We start from the raw sequence: 21043 nt of genomic DNA, 5'->3' as shown, positions 1-21043 counted from the left end.
GTGGTGTTGAATAGGTATGAAATTGGATCGATACGGGAGGTTATGGGATTGGGATTGAAAAAGCGGATGATATGCTTCATGTTGGTTCTACTTCTCTGTGCTTGGCCAATGAACGGACTTCTGATCAGTGAAAATTATACAGCGTATGCAGTGGAATCGTTGCACGACACGCCCATTGGTGATTTCGAGAGCGACGAAGAGGTGTGGAATTTCAGCTTGGGTACTGAGTTTCCTGGAGCGGTAGGCGAATTCGTACGGGATTCGTCGGTATCGAAATCAGGAACTTACGCCGGTAAGCTGCATGGGGATTTTAACGTCGGTGGGAAATATGTTGGGATCGGTAAAAATTTTAGTTCGATCGATATGCAGAAGCTCGAGTTTTGGGTAAAATCAGCCGATGCCTCCGCGATCGTCCTTCGCGTGACGGACGCAACGGGACAGGTGCATCAGCAGAAAATTGCCATAACATCAATCGCGAATTGGCAGAAGATCGAAATCGCTCAATTCAACGGTGGTACGAATTATCTTCATTTCAATGGAGCTAACGATGGCGTGTGGCATGGTCCTGCAAAAGGCATCGGTATTCTGCTGGAGAAAGCCGGGTTAATTGGTGGTAAAACGAGCGGGGATGTGTGGATTGACGCCGTATCTGCTATAGCTCCGCAGCAAGATCCGCTATGGGATGCCGAGATCGGAACTTTCGAGAAGGCTTTCGATCTATGGCGAATGGGTCTAGGAACCGATTTTCCAGGCGCAAGCGGTCAATATGTGCGAGATACGATGGAGCCCAAATCGGGACTATATGCCGGCAAGCTGCGAGGGGACTTCAGCGCTGGCGGCAAGTATATTTCACTAGGCAAAAGTTTCTCACCTATTGATATCCAAAAAATTGCATTTTGGATTAAAACGGCGGATGCGACCTCGATTTCCCTGCGATTAAAAGATGCGACAGGACAGGTGCATCAGCAGAAAATCACCCTATCACCAACAACAAATTGGCAGAAGATCGAAATATATAAATTGGACGGCGGACAAAATTACCTGTATTTCGGTGGAGCGAATGATGGCAAATGGCACGGCCCTGCGCAGCAAATGGAATTCTTATTAGAGAAGTCCGGATTGAACGGTGGTAAATCCATCGGTGAAATCCGTCTGGACAACGTTGTGTTAACAGCGCCATTCCCCGATTTATCGATTCAACAGACGCGAATGGGCAATATTTTCTTGGAAAATGAGCCTGTAGCCTTTGACATCGCTACGCAAGGTGATTCAGTAAGCTGGAGTGTGTATGATCATCTGGATCATAAGGTATTGGCTGGCACGGGTGGGGTGCAGAGTGGACAACTGAAATTGTCTATCCCTTTACAACAATTCGGCTATTATTCATTACGGATAGAAGCGAAGAAGAATGGACAGCTCATCAAAAATTCAGAGGTTACCTTGGCTCGTCTTTCTAGTGCTGCCTCATCTACTGTGGCGAGTTCACCGTTTGGCATGTCGACGCACTTAGCATGGGAGACACCACAAGGGTGGACACCCGAGTTAAGCGAACTGCTGAACCGAGCAGGCGTCAAAAACTTTCGCGACGAGATTCCATGGGATGCCGTTGAGTACGAGATAGGTAAATACCGCAAGCCTTCGAATCGCGATGCTTACATGCAACGCACACAGCAAGATGGACTTAAGCCGTTCATTATCCTTGACTATACCAATCCATTCTATGATCAGAACAGCACGCCTTATACGGATCAAGGCCGTCAAGGATTTGCCAACTACGGAAAAGCCTTATTGAACCTGTATGGAGATCAGATTCCTTGGGTTGAAGTCTACAACGAATTCAATGGCGGGTTCGGAGATCGTGGCAACGGTCCCGCGGATTCTCGACCGGAGTACTATTACCAACTGCTGAAGAAGACCTATGAGACGATAAAAGCTGCGAGACCCGATGTTACAGTGGTGGGCATGGCAACGGCGGGTACGCCACTCGGGTGGATGGAAGAGGTATTCAAGCTTGGGGGACTTCAGTATATGGATGCCATCTCCATTCATCCCTACCAGAGCCAGCGGCCTCCTGAGGGCATAGTAGATAACGTGCGAAGTACGAAGAACTTGATTCGTCAATACAATCAGGGGCAGCTCAAACCGATCTGGTTCACGGAGGTTGGATGGCCAACGTCGATTGGAGGCATCGGCATCAGCGAAAAAACACAAGCAGACTATCTCGTGCGCACACATGTCTTGGCTCTAGCGGAAGGCGTCGAAAAAGTGTTCTGGTATGACCTCATGAACGATGGCATGGATCCAAGCTATCATGAGAATAATTTTGGCATCCTGCGGAATTCGAATGATCCGAAGGGAGCGTTTACGCCAAAACCAAGCTATGCGGCCTATGCAGGCATGACGCGAGAGCTCATCGGTGCGCAATTTATACAGCAGGATTCGTTCGGTACAGGTATTTCAAGCTATCAATTCCATAAAAATGGCCAGAACCTGCGCGTTGTCTGGGCGAACACGCCTGTACAGGCGGCTATTCTTACCAATAATCCGATTCAAATCACGGATATGATGGGGAATACCGACACCTTCACCCCGCTACATGGCAAAGTGTATATGACTCTAACCGGCGAGCCGATTTACGTGAAGAGCGAGATCGAAGGCATTGCAGTCGATTCAACCTTTACACTTGTTGCAGAAGAGGCCATCGCTGGTGAACCCGTCACGATGAAGGTTGAGACAGATAATATTATGGACACACCGATTGATGTATCTGTACAAGTGGAAAATTCCGTATATCCACTGTTCGCCGCATCTGGTCAGAAGACGTCTTTATCGATTACCTTACCGGGAAGGGGGCAGATCGGAGAACGTTATGTCACGGCGGATTTGACGGCAAATGGTGAACAGATCGGAAAGCTACAACATGCCGTTCGAACATCTTCAGCGTACGACGCCAAGGTTGTCCCCGTTATTCATGATATGAATAAGAAAACCGAAGCACTGCGATTACAAATTCGAAATCGCTCCAAGACGGAAGGACTTTCTGTTCGTAACGTCGATTGGAAGTTCGGTACGCAATCGGGAACTGAGGCTTTGAATAAGGCGATCCCGCCGAATACGTTGGAGACGTTCGATATCCCGTTGAGCGGATTTGAATATGGTGTCAGTTACCCGGCCCAAGCGACGGTATCTATCGATGGGAAAGAGAGCTATAAATATGAAGGCATGCTGGACTTCAATCCATTGATTCGAAGTACCGTGCAAATAGACGGTGTGGCGGACCCGAATATCATGGCGATACCTCCGCTCGTTTCGTTGTCGAGGGGAACGATCAAGATGCAGAATTATGCTGGATCATCCGATTTGGACGGCAGCATATGGGCCAATTGGGATCAAGATGCGTTTTATTTGACGGCGAAAGTGAAAGATGATGTTCATTCCACGCCTGCAAGCGGGGAAGAAATCTGGAAGAATGATAGCATTCAGTTCGCCTTGATGAATGGCATACCTGGTGAGAATTTGGGTTGGTATGAAATCGGCATATCTGATACCCCCCAAGGTCCGCAAATCTATCGTTGGTTGTCAGCCGATACCAGTGCCAAGGGGATCATAACGAAGGGGTCCTTACAGGTGAAGAGAGATGAAGCGCGGAAGGAAACGCTCTATGAACTTGCGCTTCCCTGGTCTGAGCTGACTCCGATCAGACCGGACGCGAACGAGGCGATAAGCCTGTCTTTTCTTGTGAACGATAATGATGGCTTGGGGCGGAAAGGGTATATCGAATGGGGATCCGGGATTGGCGAAGTGAAGGATGCCAAAAAATTCAGAACGGCGCAATGGGTTCAAGACCCATACTCCCCCGTGATTACCATTCAAGGCGTTGCGGAAGGAGAGAGCTATGTCGATCAGGTCGCTCCGGTCGTGAAGGCGGAGACGGCAAATGGTGAAATCTTGACACCACGGATCTGGTTGGATGGGGAAGCATGGACATCTGGAACGCCGATTACAGCCAATGGCATCCACACCTTAACTGTGCAAGCAGGAGATCCGGGAGGTAAGCTCAGCGAGCAGAAATTGTCGTTCAAGCTTTATCATAGCACCGTACTAGAGTTGTCTAATGCAGAGGGGCATAGCAACGATATCGTGTCCCTGAAGTCGACGCTGCATGATAAGCAGGGTCGAGCCATTTCTGGAGCAAGCGTATCTTATGCTGTGTACGGCGGTGAGCCGATTGGATACGCGGTAACTGATACGGATGGGGTTGCTGCGTTGCCTTACAAGATTGAGACAAAGAACAATATGGATCAGGAGACCATCTACACAATCACAGTCTTCTATAGTCCGAAGGATACGGCATACTTCTTAAGCAGCGAGGGATATGGGCAATTGACAGTGAAGCCCGCATCGAAGCCCGATCCTGATCGTATCCCCGGCCATCCTGTCCTATCGGGCGATAATGGGTACGACTCGGGAATCCAAGACGGGACGTATACGATCACGATGAATATGTGGTGGGGGGATAATGGCAGCACGTATCGGCTCTATGAGAATGATGTCCTCATCGATACGCAATCCCTCACAGATCATTCACCGCTTGCCCAGACCGCCGTTACATCGATATCGAATCGTAAAAACGGTACCTACCGTTACGTCGCAGAGCTCTCGAATGCCGCAGGTTCAACAAGAAGCAACGTGTATACGGTAACCGTCACACAAGCAGAACCCGCACAACCGGTTCTCTCTCATGATAACTGGGATGGCGATGGCAGCTATAAAGTCAGCATGAATATGTGGTGGGGAACCAATGGTACGGTGTATCGATTGTATGAGAATGGGATACTTATCGATACACAGATACTTAATGATCACACGCCGAACGCGCAATCAGCCACTACAGACATTCATGGCAAACAGATAGGAACGTATGAATATCGTTGTGAACTTGTAAATGATGCTGGAACAACATCCAGTGAGAAGACGGTTATCACAGTAAGTAAATGATAACAGTCCAGTTTGGGGATAACTTTAGATAACAGGATTGTCGGTAAATGACACAAGAACGCATGTTCCAAAAGTTGGTTGACATTCTATCTCATCGACTATATACTATTCTCAAGTTGAAAGAGTGCGGGAGAAGCACCTCGCAGGATTGGCTATCAAGCCTTTCTTGTGGGGTGCTTTTTTGCGCTTCTTTTGAAGATCATATTCGATAAGGGAGATGATTGATTTGTTGCAAAGAAGAAGAGCGTCCAACCGATATAAGATCGGTCCTGTGGTTCTAATTGTGTGTTTCTTGCTGTTCCTGATTAGACCACCCATTGCAGGAGCAGCAGATCCTGTGTGGGATAGTGCGTTAACAAGCATTGATCAATTGCATGACAACTTTTCCGCGTTAGAATTAACGAACAAACAGGAGAAAGAGCAAATTCAGGCCCTGCGCAAGCAAAACAATGAGAAGCTAAAAGAAATCAATATTCAAGTACAGCTCATAGACAAGGTGAAACTCGACAGATTGAAAACGGAAGCAGACAAGAGTCAGAAAAAATTCTCACCTTTGCTTGCGGAATACAAGGACATTGGCAAGAAAGTAACAGAAGCTAGGAAACGTAAAGATCATAAATCTGTTCTTCTGTTTGAACTCAAGCGGAATCGTATGAAGGCTTCTGTTCTTGCTGCAAGACAGGAGATCAAGTTGAAAAAAGATGCTCTAACAACTGCGAAGAAGCACGCTTCCGAAAAAACCAAAATAGTAAAAGATATTTTAGTACCGGTGCAAACGCTAAAAAAACAAATTACAACTGAGAGCAAAAAAATAATAGAGTTCAATAAACAACGAATAGCGGCTGACAAACGTTATAAAGCAGCTGTCAAGCAAGGGGATGCCGTGAAGACAGCTGCAGAATTGCGATCAATCGTTGGTGTTCTTAGTCAAATTCATGTATCACAGAATAAAATAAACGAATGGGAAACGATCATTCGGAGTGCCATATATGCTGCAGAGGCCAAGCTACCGAAATAAAGGCTTCGTTAGGATTCATTGTTTCAGTTCCCGGTTTGTTTACGGAAAACGTTTGGTGTAATGCCCGTTTCTGATTTGAACGTATGGAAGAAATGCGAGAGATCGCCATAGCCGACCGCGGAAGCGATCTCTGTGACTGATAGCGGGGTATCTATAAGGAGCCTTTTGGCTTGATTGATTCGATAAATCGTCAAATAGCGGTTCAAGGAGTGGCCGGTCGCCTGTTTGAAATGATCGTACATATGCGACCGAGAGACATTGAACCGTTCATGCAACCGACTGACTTCGATCGTGTCGGCGTAATGCGCGGTCAAATAACGCATAATGCGCTCTGCGAGATGAGAGGTTTCATTCACTTGGTTGTCTGACTCCATGGGATCAAAAGGCTCCCTTGCCAGCGTGACGAACAATTCGGCTAGCAGATGGTGCATTGATGCCTCATAATAGACTGGTTTATCGGTCATTACCCTCACAAGCCGCTGTAATAGATTTCGTATAATTGCCATGGTCTCGGTAGATAGTCGCCAGAAGGGCTGTGGTTCGGACAGCAGCCTACGCATACAAAGATCCATACCAGGGGAATTGTTGAAAGCCTGCATATACCGCTCGTCAAGCGAGAGGATCACGCGGTGCAGGGGCTTCGTTCCGATCACGGATGGCAAATGCAGAACATACGGGTTGATGATGGCCAGGGTACCTGGCACTAACGCGTACATGCGATCGGCAACGAGCAGCTTGCCTTCCCCTTCCAGGCAATAATAGAACTCGTATCCCCGATGCGCATGGATCTTATGCTGGCCGATGATTCCATCACGGAAGAAACAAAGAACCGGGAAATTATCTAGATATCGATTCGTTATATCGTCGACTTGGTAGTTGAGAGAGATAGAACTTGAATGCATGATCGCGGTCTCCTGTTCCTTAAGAAATGATAGCAGTATGTTCATTTTACCATGAGCGAACCCAATGGTCTTTTGTATTTTTGGAAAAATCCCCATAAAAACTGAACATAAGCCCAAGTATAGAGGGTATTTATCCATTACATTTACAATAGAACATTTGGCATGGGAATAACATAAGGAATAAATCTTGATCTGGGAGAGGACGATGAAGATGGATGATGTAGCAAGTATTGCGAAGCGAGTCTATCACCGCATGATCGATGAGACGGCGAACGACTGGGGAATGGATATGGACAGCTGGGATTGGGTACCGGGCGTCGGCGTTATTTCGATCTTGGCATACGGTCAATTGATGAATAATCGTGAAGCTGTCACATATTTGCTCCAATGGACGGCGCGTAATAAGCACCTCAGCGAGCAGATGCATGTGATCAATTCGATGGCTCCGTATACTATATATCCGGAGTTGCATCGCGTGAGCGGCGAACGTTGGTACCTGGATACTGCGATTAGCATCGGGGATTGGATGCTGTTGGAAGCACCGCGGACCCGGGAAGGCGCTTTTGAGCATACGGTCACGGAACAGGTTCAGTTTTCCGAACAAGTATGGGCGGATACCTTATTTATGGCTGTACTCTTTCTGGCAAGACTTGCGAAGCGAACCGGGGATCGCAAATACGCGATCGAAGCGGAATTTCAATTGCTTACCCATTTACGATTGCTGCAGGATCCATCATCAGGAGTGATGTTTCACGGTTGGAATTGTGAGGAGCAGCATCACATGTCCGCTGCAAGGTGGACACGCGCGAATGCATGGGTCATCCTCGCAAGTCCATGGATTGCGGAGGAGATTGGTTCTACAACACCTTTCTCGGATGAGATTATAGAACGATACCAACAGCTTGCAGCAGGTCTGAGACACTACCAGCGGAAAGATGGCTTGTGGAGCACGGTTATGGACCAACCTGAATTTTATGCGGAGACATCTGGGAGCGCTGGCATTGCGGCGGGATGGTTAGCCGGTATGCGTATGGGCTGGCTGGATGACTCTTACAAGGAAGCGATCGATCTGACATTGCATGGCGTGATTGAGCGGATTGCTCCTGACGGAACAGTACTCGGGGTATCCGGAGGAACGCCAGTCATGTCGAGCATCGCGGCTTATGAAGAAATTCCATGCATCCCGACTCTATATGGTCAAGGGCTAACTCTAATTCTACTATCTCTTGCACACGTAGATCGGAGTTGATGAAGTGGCGAATGTACAACTGACCTTTCCCGAAGGGAAACATAAAGTACTGACGATGAGCTATGATGATGGAAGATCAGCCGATAGACGCTTGGTTCGCACATTGAATCAGCACGGCATCCGAGGAACGTTCCATCTCAATTCGGGTTTGGCCGGACATCACGATCGAATTCCTCTAGAAGAAGTGAAGAACCTGTATCAAGGCCATGAAATCGCAGCGCATTCGGTGACACATCCAACATTAACCCGATGTACGAGGGAGCAAATCGTAGGTGAATTGATGGAAGATCGGAAGTCGCTAGAACGTATCTCCGGTTACCCTGTCAGAGGTTTCTCCTATCCCAACGGCACATTCAATCGTCAAATGCAAGAGATACTTCCGCACCTCGGGATCGCTTATGCTAGAACGGTTCTCAGTCATGGCGATTTTCAAATGCCGGATGATTACTTCGCATGGCACCCCACGTGCCATCACAATCAGAATCTGCTCGAATTGACCGAGGCATTCAAGCAGCTAGGCCGAAGACAGCATCTCCATATGCTGTATGTCTGGGGACACAGCTACGAGTTCGATCACGACAATAACTGGGATGTAATAGAGCGCTTTTGCGAATCGGTTAGCGGTCGTGATGACATATGGTACGCGACGAACATCGAAATCGTGGATTACTTGCGCAGGTATCAGAGCCTCCGTTTTTCGGCGGGGATGGATCTTGTGTACAATCCCTCATATCATTCGATATGGCTGGAAGCGAATGGTGAAGTCATTGAAGTGAAAGGCGGTAGTCAAATAGAACTGGTAAAGTAAGCTGCCAACGCTAATAACGTATTCGTAATCAAGATAGATTCCCTTTTGTCCATCAAGGCTCTTAACTAGAGAGAAACGATGGAACAGAAGGGAATTTTTCCTATCCATGTGATATTCACGGAAAACATTGAGTGATATAGTAAACTCACGACAATATGAAGGACAGCCAGTAGACATCTAAAGGGGGGGAAGTTATGCGCTTAAGTATTTCGGGGAAAGTCATGATGATTTATGGATCGATTTTTATCATCATCATTATCATTACCTTTAGTTTGTCTTATTTCGGTACGGTAGGACGTCTGCAGACCGATTTGAAAGACACGCACATTGCGCTGCTCAAGCAGATCGACGATAAGATCGAGCTCGTGTTTCACTCGACGGAGAAGGACTTGTTGAACTTATCAGAAGAACTGGAATACGTGTATTTCATGTATGACAGCTTCGATGATGTCTCTCAGAAGTATGTCAACTTCTTCGGGTTGTCGAACAAATTGAAGACGATGGTGCATGCCAACGATCAATTCTCCTCCGTCTTTGTCTACTCGAACATTAGCGGCGATGTATTGACGGATAAAGCTTTTATTAAGAAAAACGAATCAGAAGACCATTGGTTAAGCGGCTATTTGGATATGGCAGGTTACACAAAATGGATCGCGACGCACAAAGTATGGGATGGGGAGAAAATGCAGGATGTCGTCACGCTCATCCGTCCCTATCCGTTAATTAGCAGTCCAGGTTATCGGAAGGGGCTTGTAGCCGTCAATATCAATGAGGACATGCTCTACCGCATGATTAGCGACGTGTTCGCTGGCAATCAAGAGGGGATGCATACGTTCATCATCGATGACAAAGGGAACATCGTGACGCATGACGACAAATCGCAGTTATATAAGAATATGACGGACATTCCTTACATCAACCGGATATTAGGCTCGAAGGGTAGCGGGCAATTCGCAGTCGAATGGAATGGAGGCAAGCAGTCCATCTTCTATACGAAGTCCAATTATACGGGGTGGAGAATTGTCAGCGTTATTCCTGAGACCCAGTTGTACCAGCCGTTGGAATCGATTCGAAATCTGATGATCGGCATTGTCGTCTTGATGGTCGTGCTCGCGTTATCCGTGCTCTTCTACGTGAACCGTCGAACCTTTAGACCGCTGGATCGCTTGGTAAGCAAAATGACAGGCGCATTCAAGCCGATGAAGCCGGGACAGGTTGCCAGACTCGATTATTTGGAAACGGTGTTCGACCAAATGTTCATGGATCGCGAACAACTGGAGCAGCGAGTTCGGGACTCCAAGCCGATTCTGAAATGGAGAATCGTAATGGATATGTTAGCGGGTTATCGAACCGAATATTCGTCCGTAAGTCGCCAGTTAGAATTTACCGGGTTTCCATTGCATCCAAGCATGTTCGTCGTCTGTACGGCCGAGATTGAAAAGGAAGGCAGCATGAACTCCAAGGATGAGACGCTGTATACCTATGTGCTCTGTAATGTCGCCGAAGAATTGATCCATATGGAGACCGCCGGGGTTGCAATCGATTTAGGATCAGGTAGATCTGCCATTATTTTTAGCTTCGCGGAAGGGGATGTGGAACAGAACCATCTGCAAGCCTTAACGATTCTTGAACTCATCCTGGATGTTATGAAGCATCAGTTCGGACTACGCGTATCGGCCGGTGTAGGTAGATGTTATTCCGACATGAAAGATATTCCCACATCGTTTGACCAATCACAAAAAGCACTGCACTATCGCATGGTGCTCGGCAGCCATGCCGTTATTTCATTTGAAGATTTGATCGGATCGGATAATCAGGATTATTATCGTCTCATTAAGATGACGGAACGCATTATGGAAGCGCTGAGGCATACGGAGATCGAGAAGATCAGGAAAAACGTAGCACTCTTGTACCAGGAGGCGATTGGAGACGGTCTATCCCCGGAGCTCATCCGGCATCTATCCTATGAGCTGGTGATGAAATCGTTGCAGGCTATTGCTGCGACGGGTATTGATACTGACGAAGTTCTGAATAGCATGGGCAATCTTCACGAACGCATGAACCGTTGCCATGATTGGAAGGTGCTGGAGCAGATCGTGCTGGAGGCGCTTACGCAGATAGCGAGCAAAGTAGAAGAGAAGCGGGAGCAGCGGGGCAGTAATAAGTTGATCGAGAACATGTTGATCTATATTGAGGAGCATTATCGAGAAAGCGAATTTTCACTTGCGCAGTTGGCTGATCAGTTTGAACTCACTCCAACTTACATTAGCAAATTGTTCAAAGAACATACCGAGAAGAACTTCATCGATTACTTGATTGAGACACGGGTTAAAGCTGCCGTTGCCTTGCTCATGGATAAGAATCGCAAAATCAACGATATTGCCGAAGAGGTTGGGTATAACAATACGCGAAGCTTTTTGCGGGCATTTAAGAAATATACAGGCATGACGCCTTCGGAGCATCGGGATTGGGTGCTAGGTGCAAATACCGAAATCGCGGTAGAATAAGGTTTTTACGAATCACATCGCATAAAAATGAACAAATCATAAAAAATGCGACCCGGTATTTTGTAAGAAAAGTCACTAATTGCATAACGCGTCTCTTTCTGGGTTAAGGCTTCCTCTCCTACAATTTGAATCGTAGCACACATCAGTCGCATGTCTTCATGTGAAATGGTGAGGCGATATGATACGAAAGGATGAGGACTTATGAAAGGGAGGTTAGCGACAGCGGAATCGCAGACCGGATCACATGCCGTACGTAATGGACTATCCAGGCGTCCGATCTGGAGGAGAATGCTGCGGGACAAATATTTATATTTTATGCTTGTGCCTGTCTTCTGTTTTTATTTTCTTTTTAAATACGTTCCGATTGTCGGAGAGATCATTGCTTTTAAAGACTATCGATTCTCGGACGGTGTATTCGGCAGTTCGTGGGTCGGATTCAAACATTTTCAAATGATATTCGCTAGCTCGGATTTTTGGAGGATCCTGAGGAACACGCTCATGCTTAACCTGTACAGTCTGGTGTTCGGATTCCCCGTTCCGATCATACTCGCTCTTCTATTAAATGAAGTTCGCCGGAACTGGTATAAGCGGATCGTGCAAAATATGCTCTACATTCCCCACTTCATGTCATGGGCGGTGCTAGGCAGCATTGTCATTGCCGCATTATCGCCGAGTACGGGGATCGTGAATCTGCTGCTCAAGAAAATAACCGGCGGAGAAAGCATCTATTTCATGGCCGATTCATTCTGGTGGCCGATTGCCTATACGATCGCAGGGATTTGGCGAGAAGCCGGCTGGGGAACGATTCTATATCTGGCGGCGATGGCTTCAATTGATCCTCAGCTCTATGAAGCAGCCAAGATCGACGGTGCCGCCAAGCTGCGGCAAATCTGGCATATCACGTTGCCTGGCATCCGCGGTACGATTGCCATCTTGCTCATACTCCGCATGGGACAAATGATGGACGTCGGCTTGGAACAGACGCTTGTCCATCAGAATAATTCCGTACTGGATGTAGCGGATGTCATTAGTACGTATGTGTACAGGGTAGGACTTCAGAACATGAGCTACAGTTACACGACGGCCATCGGTTTGTTCCAATCGGTTATTGGCGTCATTCTCGTTCTCGGCGTCAATCGCCTGATCCGACTTTTCGGGGAACGGGGGCTGTGGTGATTCGATGATACGAACCGAAAGAAGAATCTTCAATAAACTCACAATCGTAAGCGCTTACGCAATCCTAGGTGGTATTTCGTTGTTAACCTTATTCCCGTTCTGGTACGAAATCGTGGCGTCTCTCAGCAGCAGCAGGGCGATTACGTCCGGCGAAGTGTTTTTGTGGCCGATCGAATTCAATACGGTTGCGTATCGTCGGCTGTTCGATGATGGACAGCTCATCATGGCGATGGGAAATACCATTATCGTTACGATTGTCGGTACCTTGTTTAACGTGATCATGACGATCATGGCGGCTTATCCGCTCTCAAGAAAAAGATTGGTGGGTCGAAATGGATTACTCCTATGCATTACGATTTCCATGTTGTTTGTCGCAGGGTTGATTCCTAATTTTATATTGATTAAATCACTTGGGCTTATGAATTCGTATTGGGCCATTTGGCTGCCGGGATTGATCAGTACGTATAACATGTTTGTGATGAAGACGTTCATGGAAGGACTTCCGGAGGAAATTGAGGAGTCGGCATCCATCGATGGTGCTGGTGACTTGCGAATCCTGCTGCAAATCTATTTACCGCTGTGTAAGCCGATTTTGGCGGCGTTGTCCCTGTTCTATGCCGTTGGATGGTGGAACAGTTACTTCAACGTGATGCTGTATATCACAGAATCGACGAAGCTGACCGTCATGGTTAAGCTGTATCAGATGATCAGTCTGGTGGACAGTAACCTACTGAACAATATGGGAGGGAATGAGGCGTTGGAGCAGGTTCTTCTGACGCCAGAGGCACTGAAGGCGGCAGCAGTCGTCATCGTCGTCACGCCGATCCTGTGCATTTATCCGTTCCTCCAGAAGCATTTCGTCAAAGGTGTACTTATTGGGTCGGTCAAGGGCTGACGGCAGATATCACAGGGCCGAAGGCTCTTGATATAGATCAATATGATAAAGGGGATGAAACGATGAAAAAGCTGAAACACGCCATGACGAGCCTGATGGTGATCACAGTGTCTGTGACGATGCTGGTCGCATGCACCTCGAACAAATCCGCATCGGAGCAGCCGGTTAGTTCGACTGGCTCACCTACCACGGTCAATGCGGAATCTAAGAAGGAAATTAGCATTTCGATGTTCGATCGCGGGAAAGTACCTACAGAAGAAGGAACGTACGAGAATAATCGTTGGACGAAGTGGATTAATGAGAAATCTCCCGTGAATGTGAAATGGGTACCCGTTGCACGCAACCAAGCTCAGCCGAAACTGAACGCGTTAATCGCAGCCGGCGAGGCACCTGATCTGATCTGGGAATACGATCGGAATTACATTAGTCAGTTGGCGAATCAAGGCGCAATCCAGCCCATTGGCGATTATATCGACAAGTACAGCACGACGTACAAAGCGTATCTGGAGAAGCATCCCGAGCTGCAGCCTTACTTGAAGTTTAACGGGAAAGTATATGCAGTATCGTTCGTACGTGAGACGCTTGCCAATCATGGGATGTGGATTCGTCAAGACTGGCTGGATAAGCTCGGACTGAAGGCGCCGACAACGCTGGAAGAATTTATCGATGTGGCTCGCAAATTCAAGGATGGGGACCCGGATGGCAATGGTCAAGCAGACACCGTGCCGATCGCATTAAGCGTGAGTGCCAACTCGATTGATCAAGCTTTCTTTTTTACAAGCGAGAACCAATGGTACGTCGAGGATGGCAAATTGCAATTCGGTAGAACGCTCGACCGCTATGTGGATACGTTAACTTTCCAGAAGCAGCTCTTCGACGAAGGATTGATCGATAAGGAATATATTACAGATACGAATTTCCAGCGCTCAAGTCAACTACTGACGACAGGCAAAGCGGGTATTTATTTTGGTAACTGGGATATCGAAGAGTTGAATAACAACGTGGTGAAAAACGATCCCAAAGCGAAGCTGGTTCCCCTCGAATCGCTTAGCAGCAAATACGGCAAAAACGGATTGTACCAAGAGGCCCCGCCAAGCGTATTCACTGCTTTCAACAGCAAGATGAATGAAGAGCAGATCAAATCAGCGATTCAATTTATCGATTGGATGCTGCAGGATGGCTGGGTACCGCTCAAGTATGGCGAAGAAAACGTCCACTTTAACATGGTAGACGGCGTCCGGCAGAAAATCGATCCAGAAAAATTCAAGAAGGAAGTATCCTATGCGTTTGAATATGCCATCATGATCGATAACGTGTTGCAACCGGAGACTTTCCTCGCCATGGCCTCTAAAGATGAAATTTCTCAAAATTATGCCAAGGAAAAAGGGAAGTCACTAGAGTTGGTCATGAAAAATAAATACCGCAGAGATATTCCGTTTAATCCGGATTTCCCTGAATTGACCCAATTAATCGCGACATTTAATCCGATCGCACAACAGATTGAAGCTAAGGTCGTGACCGGCGGAAGCTCGATGACACCTGAGCAAGGTCTGAACGAATTGCGGAAAGAATGGAAGCGTCTTGGCGGCGATAATGTGGAGAAACTCGCGCAAGCGTGGTATGACGCCAACAAAGATAATCTGAAGTAGAAATGCCGTTGGAATACCCGGTAGGTATGCTTCTGAATGCCTTAAAGGACCAGAAGCATCCCGCAACCAGGTTAAGATAAGGAGGCAAAAACATGTCGAGCACGAATTACAGCAGCATATACGAGGAGGAAACCCAGTGGCTTCCCTTCCTCAAGAAAGCTTTGGAACCGAATCATGTGAATTACAATGAAGACATCAAGATGCTTCGCACACCGTTCACGAGTCCTGGGTATCATACGAAGCTTAGAAATGTAGAATATGTTCACCCCATACGAGATTCGCTTGACTATGCCCTAGCCATTCTGGATAGCCATGAGGACACCTATCTCGATCGGGCATTCGAAATACTGCGAACCATCCTAATCCTTCAGGATCAACAGGCGGATTCGCCTACCTACGGGATATGGTCTTGGTACTTTGAAGAGCCGTTGTCCATGATGTCACCGCCCGATTGGAACTGGGCCGATTTCATCGGAAGGCGTCTGCTGCAGGTGTTGATGCGGCATAGCAACCGACTCCCGGCCGATCTTCAGCAATTAACAAGCCAAGCGATCTGTCATAGCTGCGAAGCCATCATCAAACGCAATGTGGGTCCAGATTATACGAATATCGCGATTATGGGGGCATTCGTTACGTTGATCGCGGGCGAACGATTAATGAATCGTGCTTATTTCGAGTATGGCTTAGATCGTCTCCAGCGGCTGTACGATTACTCCACGCAGACCGGCGCATTTCTGGAGTATAATAGTCCGGCTTACAGTACGGTGGCGATCCTGGAACTATCCGCACTCGTGACGTATTCGAACACGGTAGAGGCCAAGCGATTGGCGAATGAGCTGTTAGATGCGACATGGCTGACGGTTGCCGAACATTTTCATCCGCAGCTGAAGCAGTGGTCCGGACCGCATGCTCGTTCCTATCAGACGTTTCTAGGGCGCTCGCACCTATCTTTCCTTCAGATGGCTTGCAAAGGTGAAGTGCTATTTGTGAGCGATGATGAGTTCGTATATGGGCTGGAATGGTATGCGCAAGGCATCGTCTGTCCGAAGCGGCTCCATGGACTGTTCACCAGCATCGATGTGCGGGAGCTGAGACAGGATTTGCCTCCATATCACGAGTTCCGGACGCGGACGGCTTATACGTACATGACTCCTGAGTTCACGCTTGGCACGTTCAATCATAATGTGATGTGGAAGCAGTGCCGAAATCTACTGGGTTACGTTCACACCGGGAATCAGGAGCAGAGTTATATCCAGCTAAGGGTGCTGCACGACGGGTACGATTTTTGCTCGGCCGTGTATACAAGTTCGCAGGAGCAAGTTTCCGTACTGTACGGCATTCAGTTTGCACTGGACGGCGGAGATACACATGTGAATTTGGATCCTATTCATGGATGGATGACCGCTTCGGACTTGCGAATCAGGATTGAAATTGGAAGTACCGGTAAAGTACCTGCATGGAAGCAGATGGGCGAAGATGCATTCCAAATGAGCCTTGGGGAGACGACCTTATCAGTCAAGGCATTGTATGGCGCAATGGATGGATTCAGCGCGTTCCACTGGGAATTGATCGAGGAGGGTCCGGTTGTCAGCTTGGATTATGTCCTGTACGAAGGAGAACCGGCAGAAATTGATTTCCATGCCATGGAGGAAGCTCTGTTCTTGTTTGCATTGACGCTCTGCGGTCCTGACCAGTGTCTTGATCGTGCCACATCGGTTACTGTCTCGGAACATGCCGTTCAATCGTCGCTAGAGTCGCCAGACCAGTCGCTCACGTTGAAACTTACGAAGAAGCCAGCAACACGGGATGTGTTATTTCACAACTAGGAAATAGGAAGGACGTAAGGACCAAAGGGTAATCATTATCAGCACGTTTGGAAGCGTTTACAATATAATTGACAACGAAGTTTGTGAACGTGAAAACAAGTTGATGAACAATACACGATTGAGGTGAGAAGGGTGATCAATAATAGGTCAGTGAAAACGTCTATTCGTATCTTGGGATTATCTTTGTCGTTAGCACTACTACATAGTCTTGTTCTGCCATGGCATACGCCGATGTTCGCAGCGGCATCTATTGCCGATACTGCTACCGCTCTATCGGCAGTCCAATTGAGTCCGATCGAAGATACATACGTCAACGCTGGCGGGAATGCGAGTAAGAACTTTGGTTCCTCAACGCAGCTTCTTGTCAAAAATTTTAACGCAGACAATAATTTAAATCGGCAAGCCTATTTGAAATTCGATCTTAGCTCCATTGCCGGGGAAATTGGCACAGCCAAATTAAAGCTATACGCCGTCGATTCGGAGAATTCGACGATCAGCGTTCAAGCGTACGGCATGGAGGACGATACTTGGGAAGAGCAGACGGTGACTTGGAACAATAAACCTAACATCGACCATTACTTGGCATCTGCCAATGTTGGCAAGACGGCAAGTTGGCAGGAATGGGACGTAACAGCCTTCGTCAAACAGCAAAGGGCTGCGGACGGTATAGCAAGCCTAGCCTTGATTCAGCAGGCGGCGCAAGGCCATGCGGTCTCCATCAACAGCAAGGAGAACATCGTCAACCAACCCTACCTAGAGATTTCTCCCAACAGGGCGAATGCAAATGCGCCGAGTTGGCAAGGCGGCGTGGGTGTGAGCGTCTCGAACATGACAGAGAATGGTCTTCAACTTGATTGGGCTGCCGCGACCGACTCAGCTGGTGTAACAGGATATAAAGTTTATCGCAATGGCAGCTTGATTGGATCGGTGAATGGATCAACGACTTCTTATACAGTAACGGGATTACAGGTTGGTCAGCTATATACGTTCAAAGTTGAGGCTGGTAACGTTCAAAATCAATGGAGCAATGATGGTCCGTATGTTACAGCAACGACACCAACGACGAAGCTGATACAGACCCGTCCAGGGAATGTCTATACGAACGGTGAGTCGATTCAGTTCAAAGTCCAGACGGCAAGATCATCCGTAACATGGGCTGTTTACGATTATCAAGGATCTTTCGTAACGGAAGGCGTGGCACCGACGGTTCAGAATGAAGCGATATGGACTGTTCCGCATTCCACTTATGGATATTTCACGCTGTATGTCAGATCCGATCTGGTGGGTAGCGATCCCGTTTTCATCAAGACACCGTTCACTGTGCTCACCCCTCGCGATGCATCAGGAAATGAGCATGCACCGTTCGGGGTATCGACGCATTTGCATCGTTTTCCGCAGTCCATGACTCCTGATATCGTGAAGTTGATGAAGGATGCCGGTATCCGCATGGTGCGGGGCGGCTATGAGTGGACTGGCATCGAGCGACAGCAGGGGATCTACACGTTTACATCTCAGCCGGACTATTACATGAATATGCTTGATGCAGACGATTTTGATTTCCTATACGTATCCGGATACACGAACCCCAATTACGACAATAACAGTACCCCATATACAGATGCCGGGCGGACAGGATTCGCCAATTACATGAAGGCATATGTCGATCATTACCAAAGTCAGATGGATGCCGTTGAAGTATACAACGAATTTTACGGCAGCTTTGGAGATCGCGGCAATGGGCCGGCCGATTCCAAACCAGAATACTATGTTCCGCTTTTGAAGAAAACGTATGAGACGATCAAACCTGCGTACCCTGAATTGCCTGTTCTTGGCACATCGACAGTGGGTAATCTCAAGTGGGTTGAAGATGTGCTTAAGCTAGGTGGCATGTCATATATGGATGGGTTCTCGATTCATCCCTATCTATATCCCGGTGCGCCGGAAGGGTATGAAATCCAGATTGCGGATTTGAAGAGTTTGATTCGGAAGTACAATAACGGGAATCTGAAGCCGATCTGGATTAATGAGACCGGATGGCCAACCGAGCTCGATGCCCGCGGCGTGGATGAGAAGACCCAAGCCAATTATTTGCTTCGCGCCTATGTCGTTGCAATCGCGAACGGCGTGGAGAAGGTCGTATGGTATGACCTGATCAATGACGGGATACAAAATATTAATGAAGATAATTTCGGCCTTTTGCGGAATCCGAACGATCCGTTAGGGAGTCTAACACCGAAGCCCGCCTATACGACTTTTGCGACTATGACAAAGATGTTGAACAACGCACAGTTCGTTGCACGGGATGCCACGGAGAGTGATATCCGAAGCTACAGGTTTGACAAGAACGGTGAAGATGTTCGGGCCGTATGGTCCACAGGCGGATCGATTCCTGTCGTCATACGTACGATAAGCCCGATTCAGATCACAGATATGATGGGGAATACGCACACATACACGCCGTATAACGGTAACGTATTTGTGACATTAAGCAATGAACCGTATTACGTGACCGGAGAAGTTACAGCCATTGAGAAGGATTCCACATTTACGTTAACAGGTGAATCGTCACACGCGGGTGATTCGATGTCACTCGCCTTGGAGACGGTTAACAAGATGTCCGATGACTTTGATTTCAACCTCATTGTAGAAGGTCAGAACTATTCGGTGACTACGCCTAGCGGTCAGAAAACGACGGAAACGATCAGCGTGCAGAGTGGTAACGAACCAGGTACTCGCCTTATTACAGGCGTATTGATGAATGGGAGCGAGAGAGTCGGCCTGTTGAGAAGTTCGGCATCGACACTTCCATCGTATAACGTTCAGGTTCGACCTATCCTTAATGAATCAGATAGCAGCAAAGCACTCATGATTACAATTAAGAACGAATCCAAATCCAAACCCATACAGATTAAAAAAGTAGAATGGCGGTTCGGAACCCAATCCGGATCGGAGGTTCTGAATGCTTCGGTTCCAGCCGACGCATCTACCTCCGTGATTTTTCCCCTTGCTGCCATGAACCTTGGCGTTAGCAGCACGATCAATGTGACAGTTCATGTCGATGGCTTCGATCCGTTTACCTACTTAGGGACTGCTGAATTCAATCCAGTGCCCCTTAGGGCTGTTACGGTTGATGGGGTGTTGGATCCGGACACGGCAGGCAGCGCAGCGCCGATCGATCTGTCGAAGGGTACGGTCAAAATGACCGGCTATCAAGGGGCAGCAGATTTAAGCGGAAATGTCTGGCTCAGCTACGATGCGAACCATCTCTATCTATCTGCGAAGGTTAAGGACAATGTACATTCATCGACGCTTACGGGGGCAGATATTTGGAACAACGACAGCATTCAGTTTGCCATTGCGAATGGCCTACCGGGCGAAGAACCGTATTGGTACGAGTTCGGAATTTCTCAAACGCCAGACGGTCCACAAATCTATAGCTGGATTGCACCTCCGGGCGTGAAGAAAGGGACGATTACGAATGGTCAGCTAGTCATTAAGAGAGACCAAGAGCAGAACGTTACCGTTTACGAATTATCCCTCCCTTGGTCTGAAGTCGCTCCGATTAAGCCGGAGAAGAATGGAAACATCAGCTTCTCATTGCTGGTCAATGACAATGACGGCAGCGGTAGGAAAGGGTTCATTGAATGGGGAGGAGGAATTGGAGACGGGAAGCTATCTTCCAAGTTTCGCTCCATGCAATGGATTGTTACTGACGTAACCCCTCCGACGACGGTCGTTTCGCTCGAAGGGACGGAACGGAACAGTTGGTATGTGAGTAGCGTTCAGGCGACACTGAGCGCAACCGATGATAAATCCGGTGTAGCTTCCACGGTATATAACCTAGACGACGGGAAGATATGGTTGCCGTACACGATACCTCTGACCTTTGAACAAGATGGTACACATACCATCACGTATCGATCGACGGACCGAGCAGGAAATGTGGAGGCAGATCAGACGATTACCTTCCGCATAGACAGGACCGCGCCAACGGCAACGATAGCATATAGCACGT

10 protein-coding genes and 1 pseudogene are annotated in these 21043 nt (G+C 47.8%); 10 read left to right on the top strand and 1 reads right to left on the bottom strand.

What is annotated here, in order from left to right; all coding sequences use genetic code 11:
• The first annotated feature begins 78 nt into the window (after positions 1-78).
• Together GCU39_RS10470 and GCU39_RS10465 are read left to right on the top strand one after the other, a co-directional pair.
• Positions 79-4998, top strand: a complete 4920-nt coding sequence (locus tag GCU39_RS10470; RefSeq protein ID WP_193726864.1) for a sugar-binding protein — start codon at positions 79-81, stop codon at positions 4996-4998.
• 271 nt (positions 4999-5269) lie between these two features.
• Positions 5270-6016 carry a hypothetical protein gene (locus GCU39_RS10465; RefSeq protein ID WP_193726863.1) on the top strand — a complete coding sequence of 249 codons (747 nt, stop codon included), beginning with the start codon at positions 5270-5272 and terminating at the stop codon, positions 6014-6016.
• 23 nt (positions 6017-6039) lie between these two features.
• On the opposite strand, the gene GCU39_RS10460 is transcribed toward GCU39_RS10465, so the two are convergent.
• On the bottom strand, positions 6040-6918 hold the full coding sequence (locus GCU39_RS10460) for an AraC family transcriptional regulator (RefSeq protein WP_193726862.1): 879 nt from the start codon (positions 6916-6918) through the stop codon (positions 6040-6042).
• A gap of 205 nt (positions 6919-7123) precedes the next feature.
• Here GCU39_RS10460 and GCU39_RS10455 point away from each other — a divergent pair, with 205 nt between their 5' ends.
• The 8 genes and pseudogenes from GCU39_RS10455 to GCU39_RS10420 all read left to right on the top strand — a co-directional run.
• Positions 7124-8167 carry a glycoside hydrolase family 88/105 protein gene (locus GCU39_RS10455; RefSeq protein ID WP_227793531.1) on the top strand — a complete coding sequence of 348 codons (1044 nt, stop codon included), beginning with the start codon at positions 7124-7126 and terminating at the stop codon, positions 8165-8167.
• A gap of 4 nt (positions 8168-8171) precedes the next feature.
• Positions 8172-8975 carry a polysaccharide deacetylase family protein gene (locus GCU39_RS10450; RefSeq protein WP_152393450.1) on the top strand — a complete coding sequence of 268 codons (804 nt, stop codon included), beginning with the start codon at positions 8172-8174 and terminating at the stop codon, positions 8973-8975.
• A 194-nt stretch (positions 8976-9169) separates the two neighbouring features.
• Positions 9170-11482, top strand: a complete 2313-nt coding sequence (locus GCU39_RS10445) for a helix-turn-helix domain-containing protein (protein ID WP_152393449.1) — start codon at positions 9170-9172, stop codon at positions 11480-11482.
• 201 nt (positions 11483-11683) lie between these two features.
• Positions 11684-12658, top strand: a complete 975-nt coding sequence (locus tag GCU39_RS10440; protein ID WP_152393448.1) for an ABC transporter permease — start codon at positions 11684-11686, stop codon at positions 12656-12658.
• A gap of 79 nt (positions 12659-12737) precedes the next feature.
• Positions 12738-13553, top strand: coding sequence for a carbohydrate ABC transporter permease (locus GCU39_RS10435; protein WP_227793530.1), 816 nt, complete (start codon positions 12738-12740; stop codon positions 13551-13553).
• A gap of 62 nt (positions 13554-13615) precedes the next feature.
• Positions 13616-15202, top strand: a complete 1587-nt coding sequence (locus GCU39_RS10430; protein ID WP_152393446.1) for an extracellular solute-binding protein — start codon at positions 13616-13618, stop codon at positions 15200-15202.
• 92 nt (positions 15203-15294) lie between these two features.
• Positions 15295-17028, top strand: coding sequence for a DUF8769 domain-containing protein (locus GCU39_RS10425; protein ID WP_152393445.1), 1734 nt, complete (start codon positions 15295-15297; stop codon positions 17026-17028).
• 231 nt (positions 17029-17259) lie between these two features.
• A pseudogene (locus GCU39_RS10420) lies at positions 17260-20943 on the top strand (CBM96 family carbohydrate-binding protein); the annotation flags it as partial.
• Positions 20944-21043 lie beyond the last annotated feature (100 nt).

The sequence above is a fragment of the Paenibacillus guangzhouensis genome (assembly GCF_009363075.1).
Taxonomy (GTDB): Bacteria; Bacillota; Bacilli; order Paenibacillales; family Paenibacillaceae; genus Paenibacillus_K; species Paenibacillus_K guangzhouensis.
The sequence above is the reverse complement of the archived record's forward strand: the minus strand, read 5'-3'. Positions and strand labels throughout refer to the sequence as shown.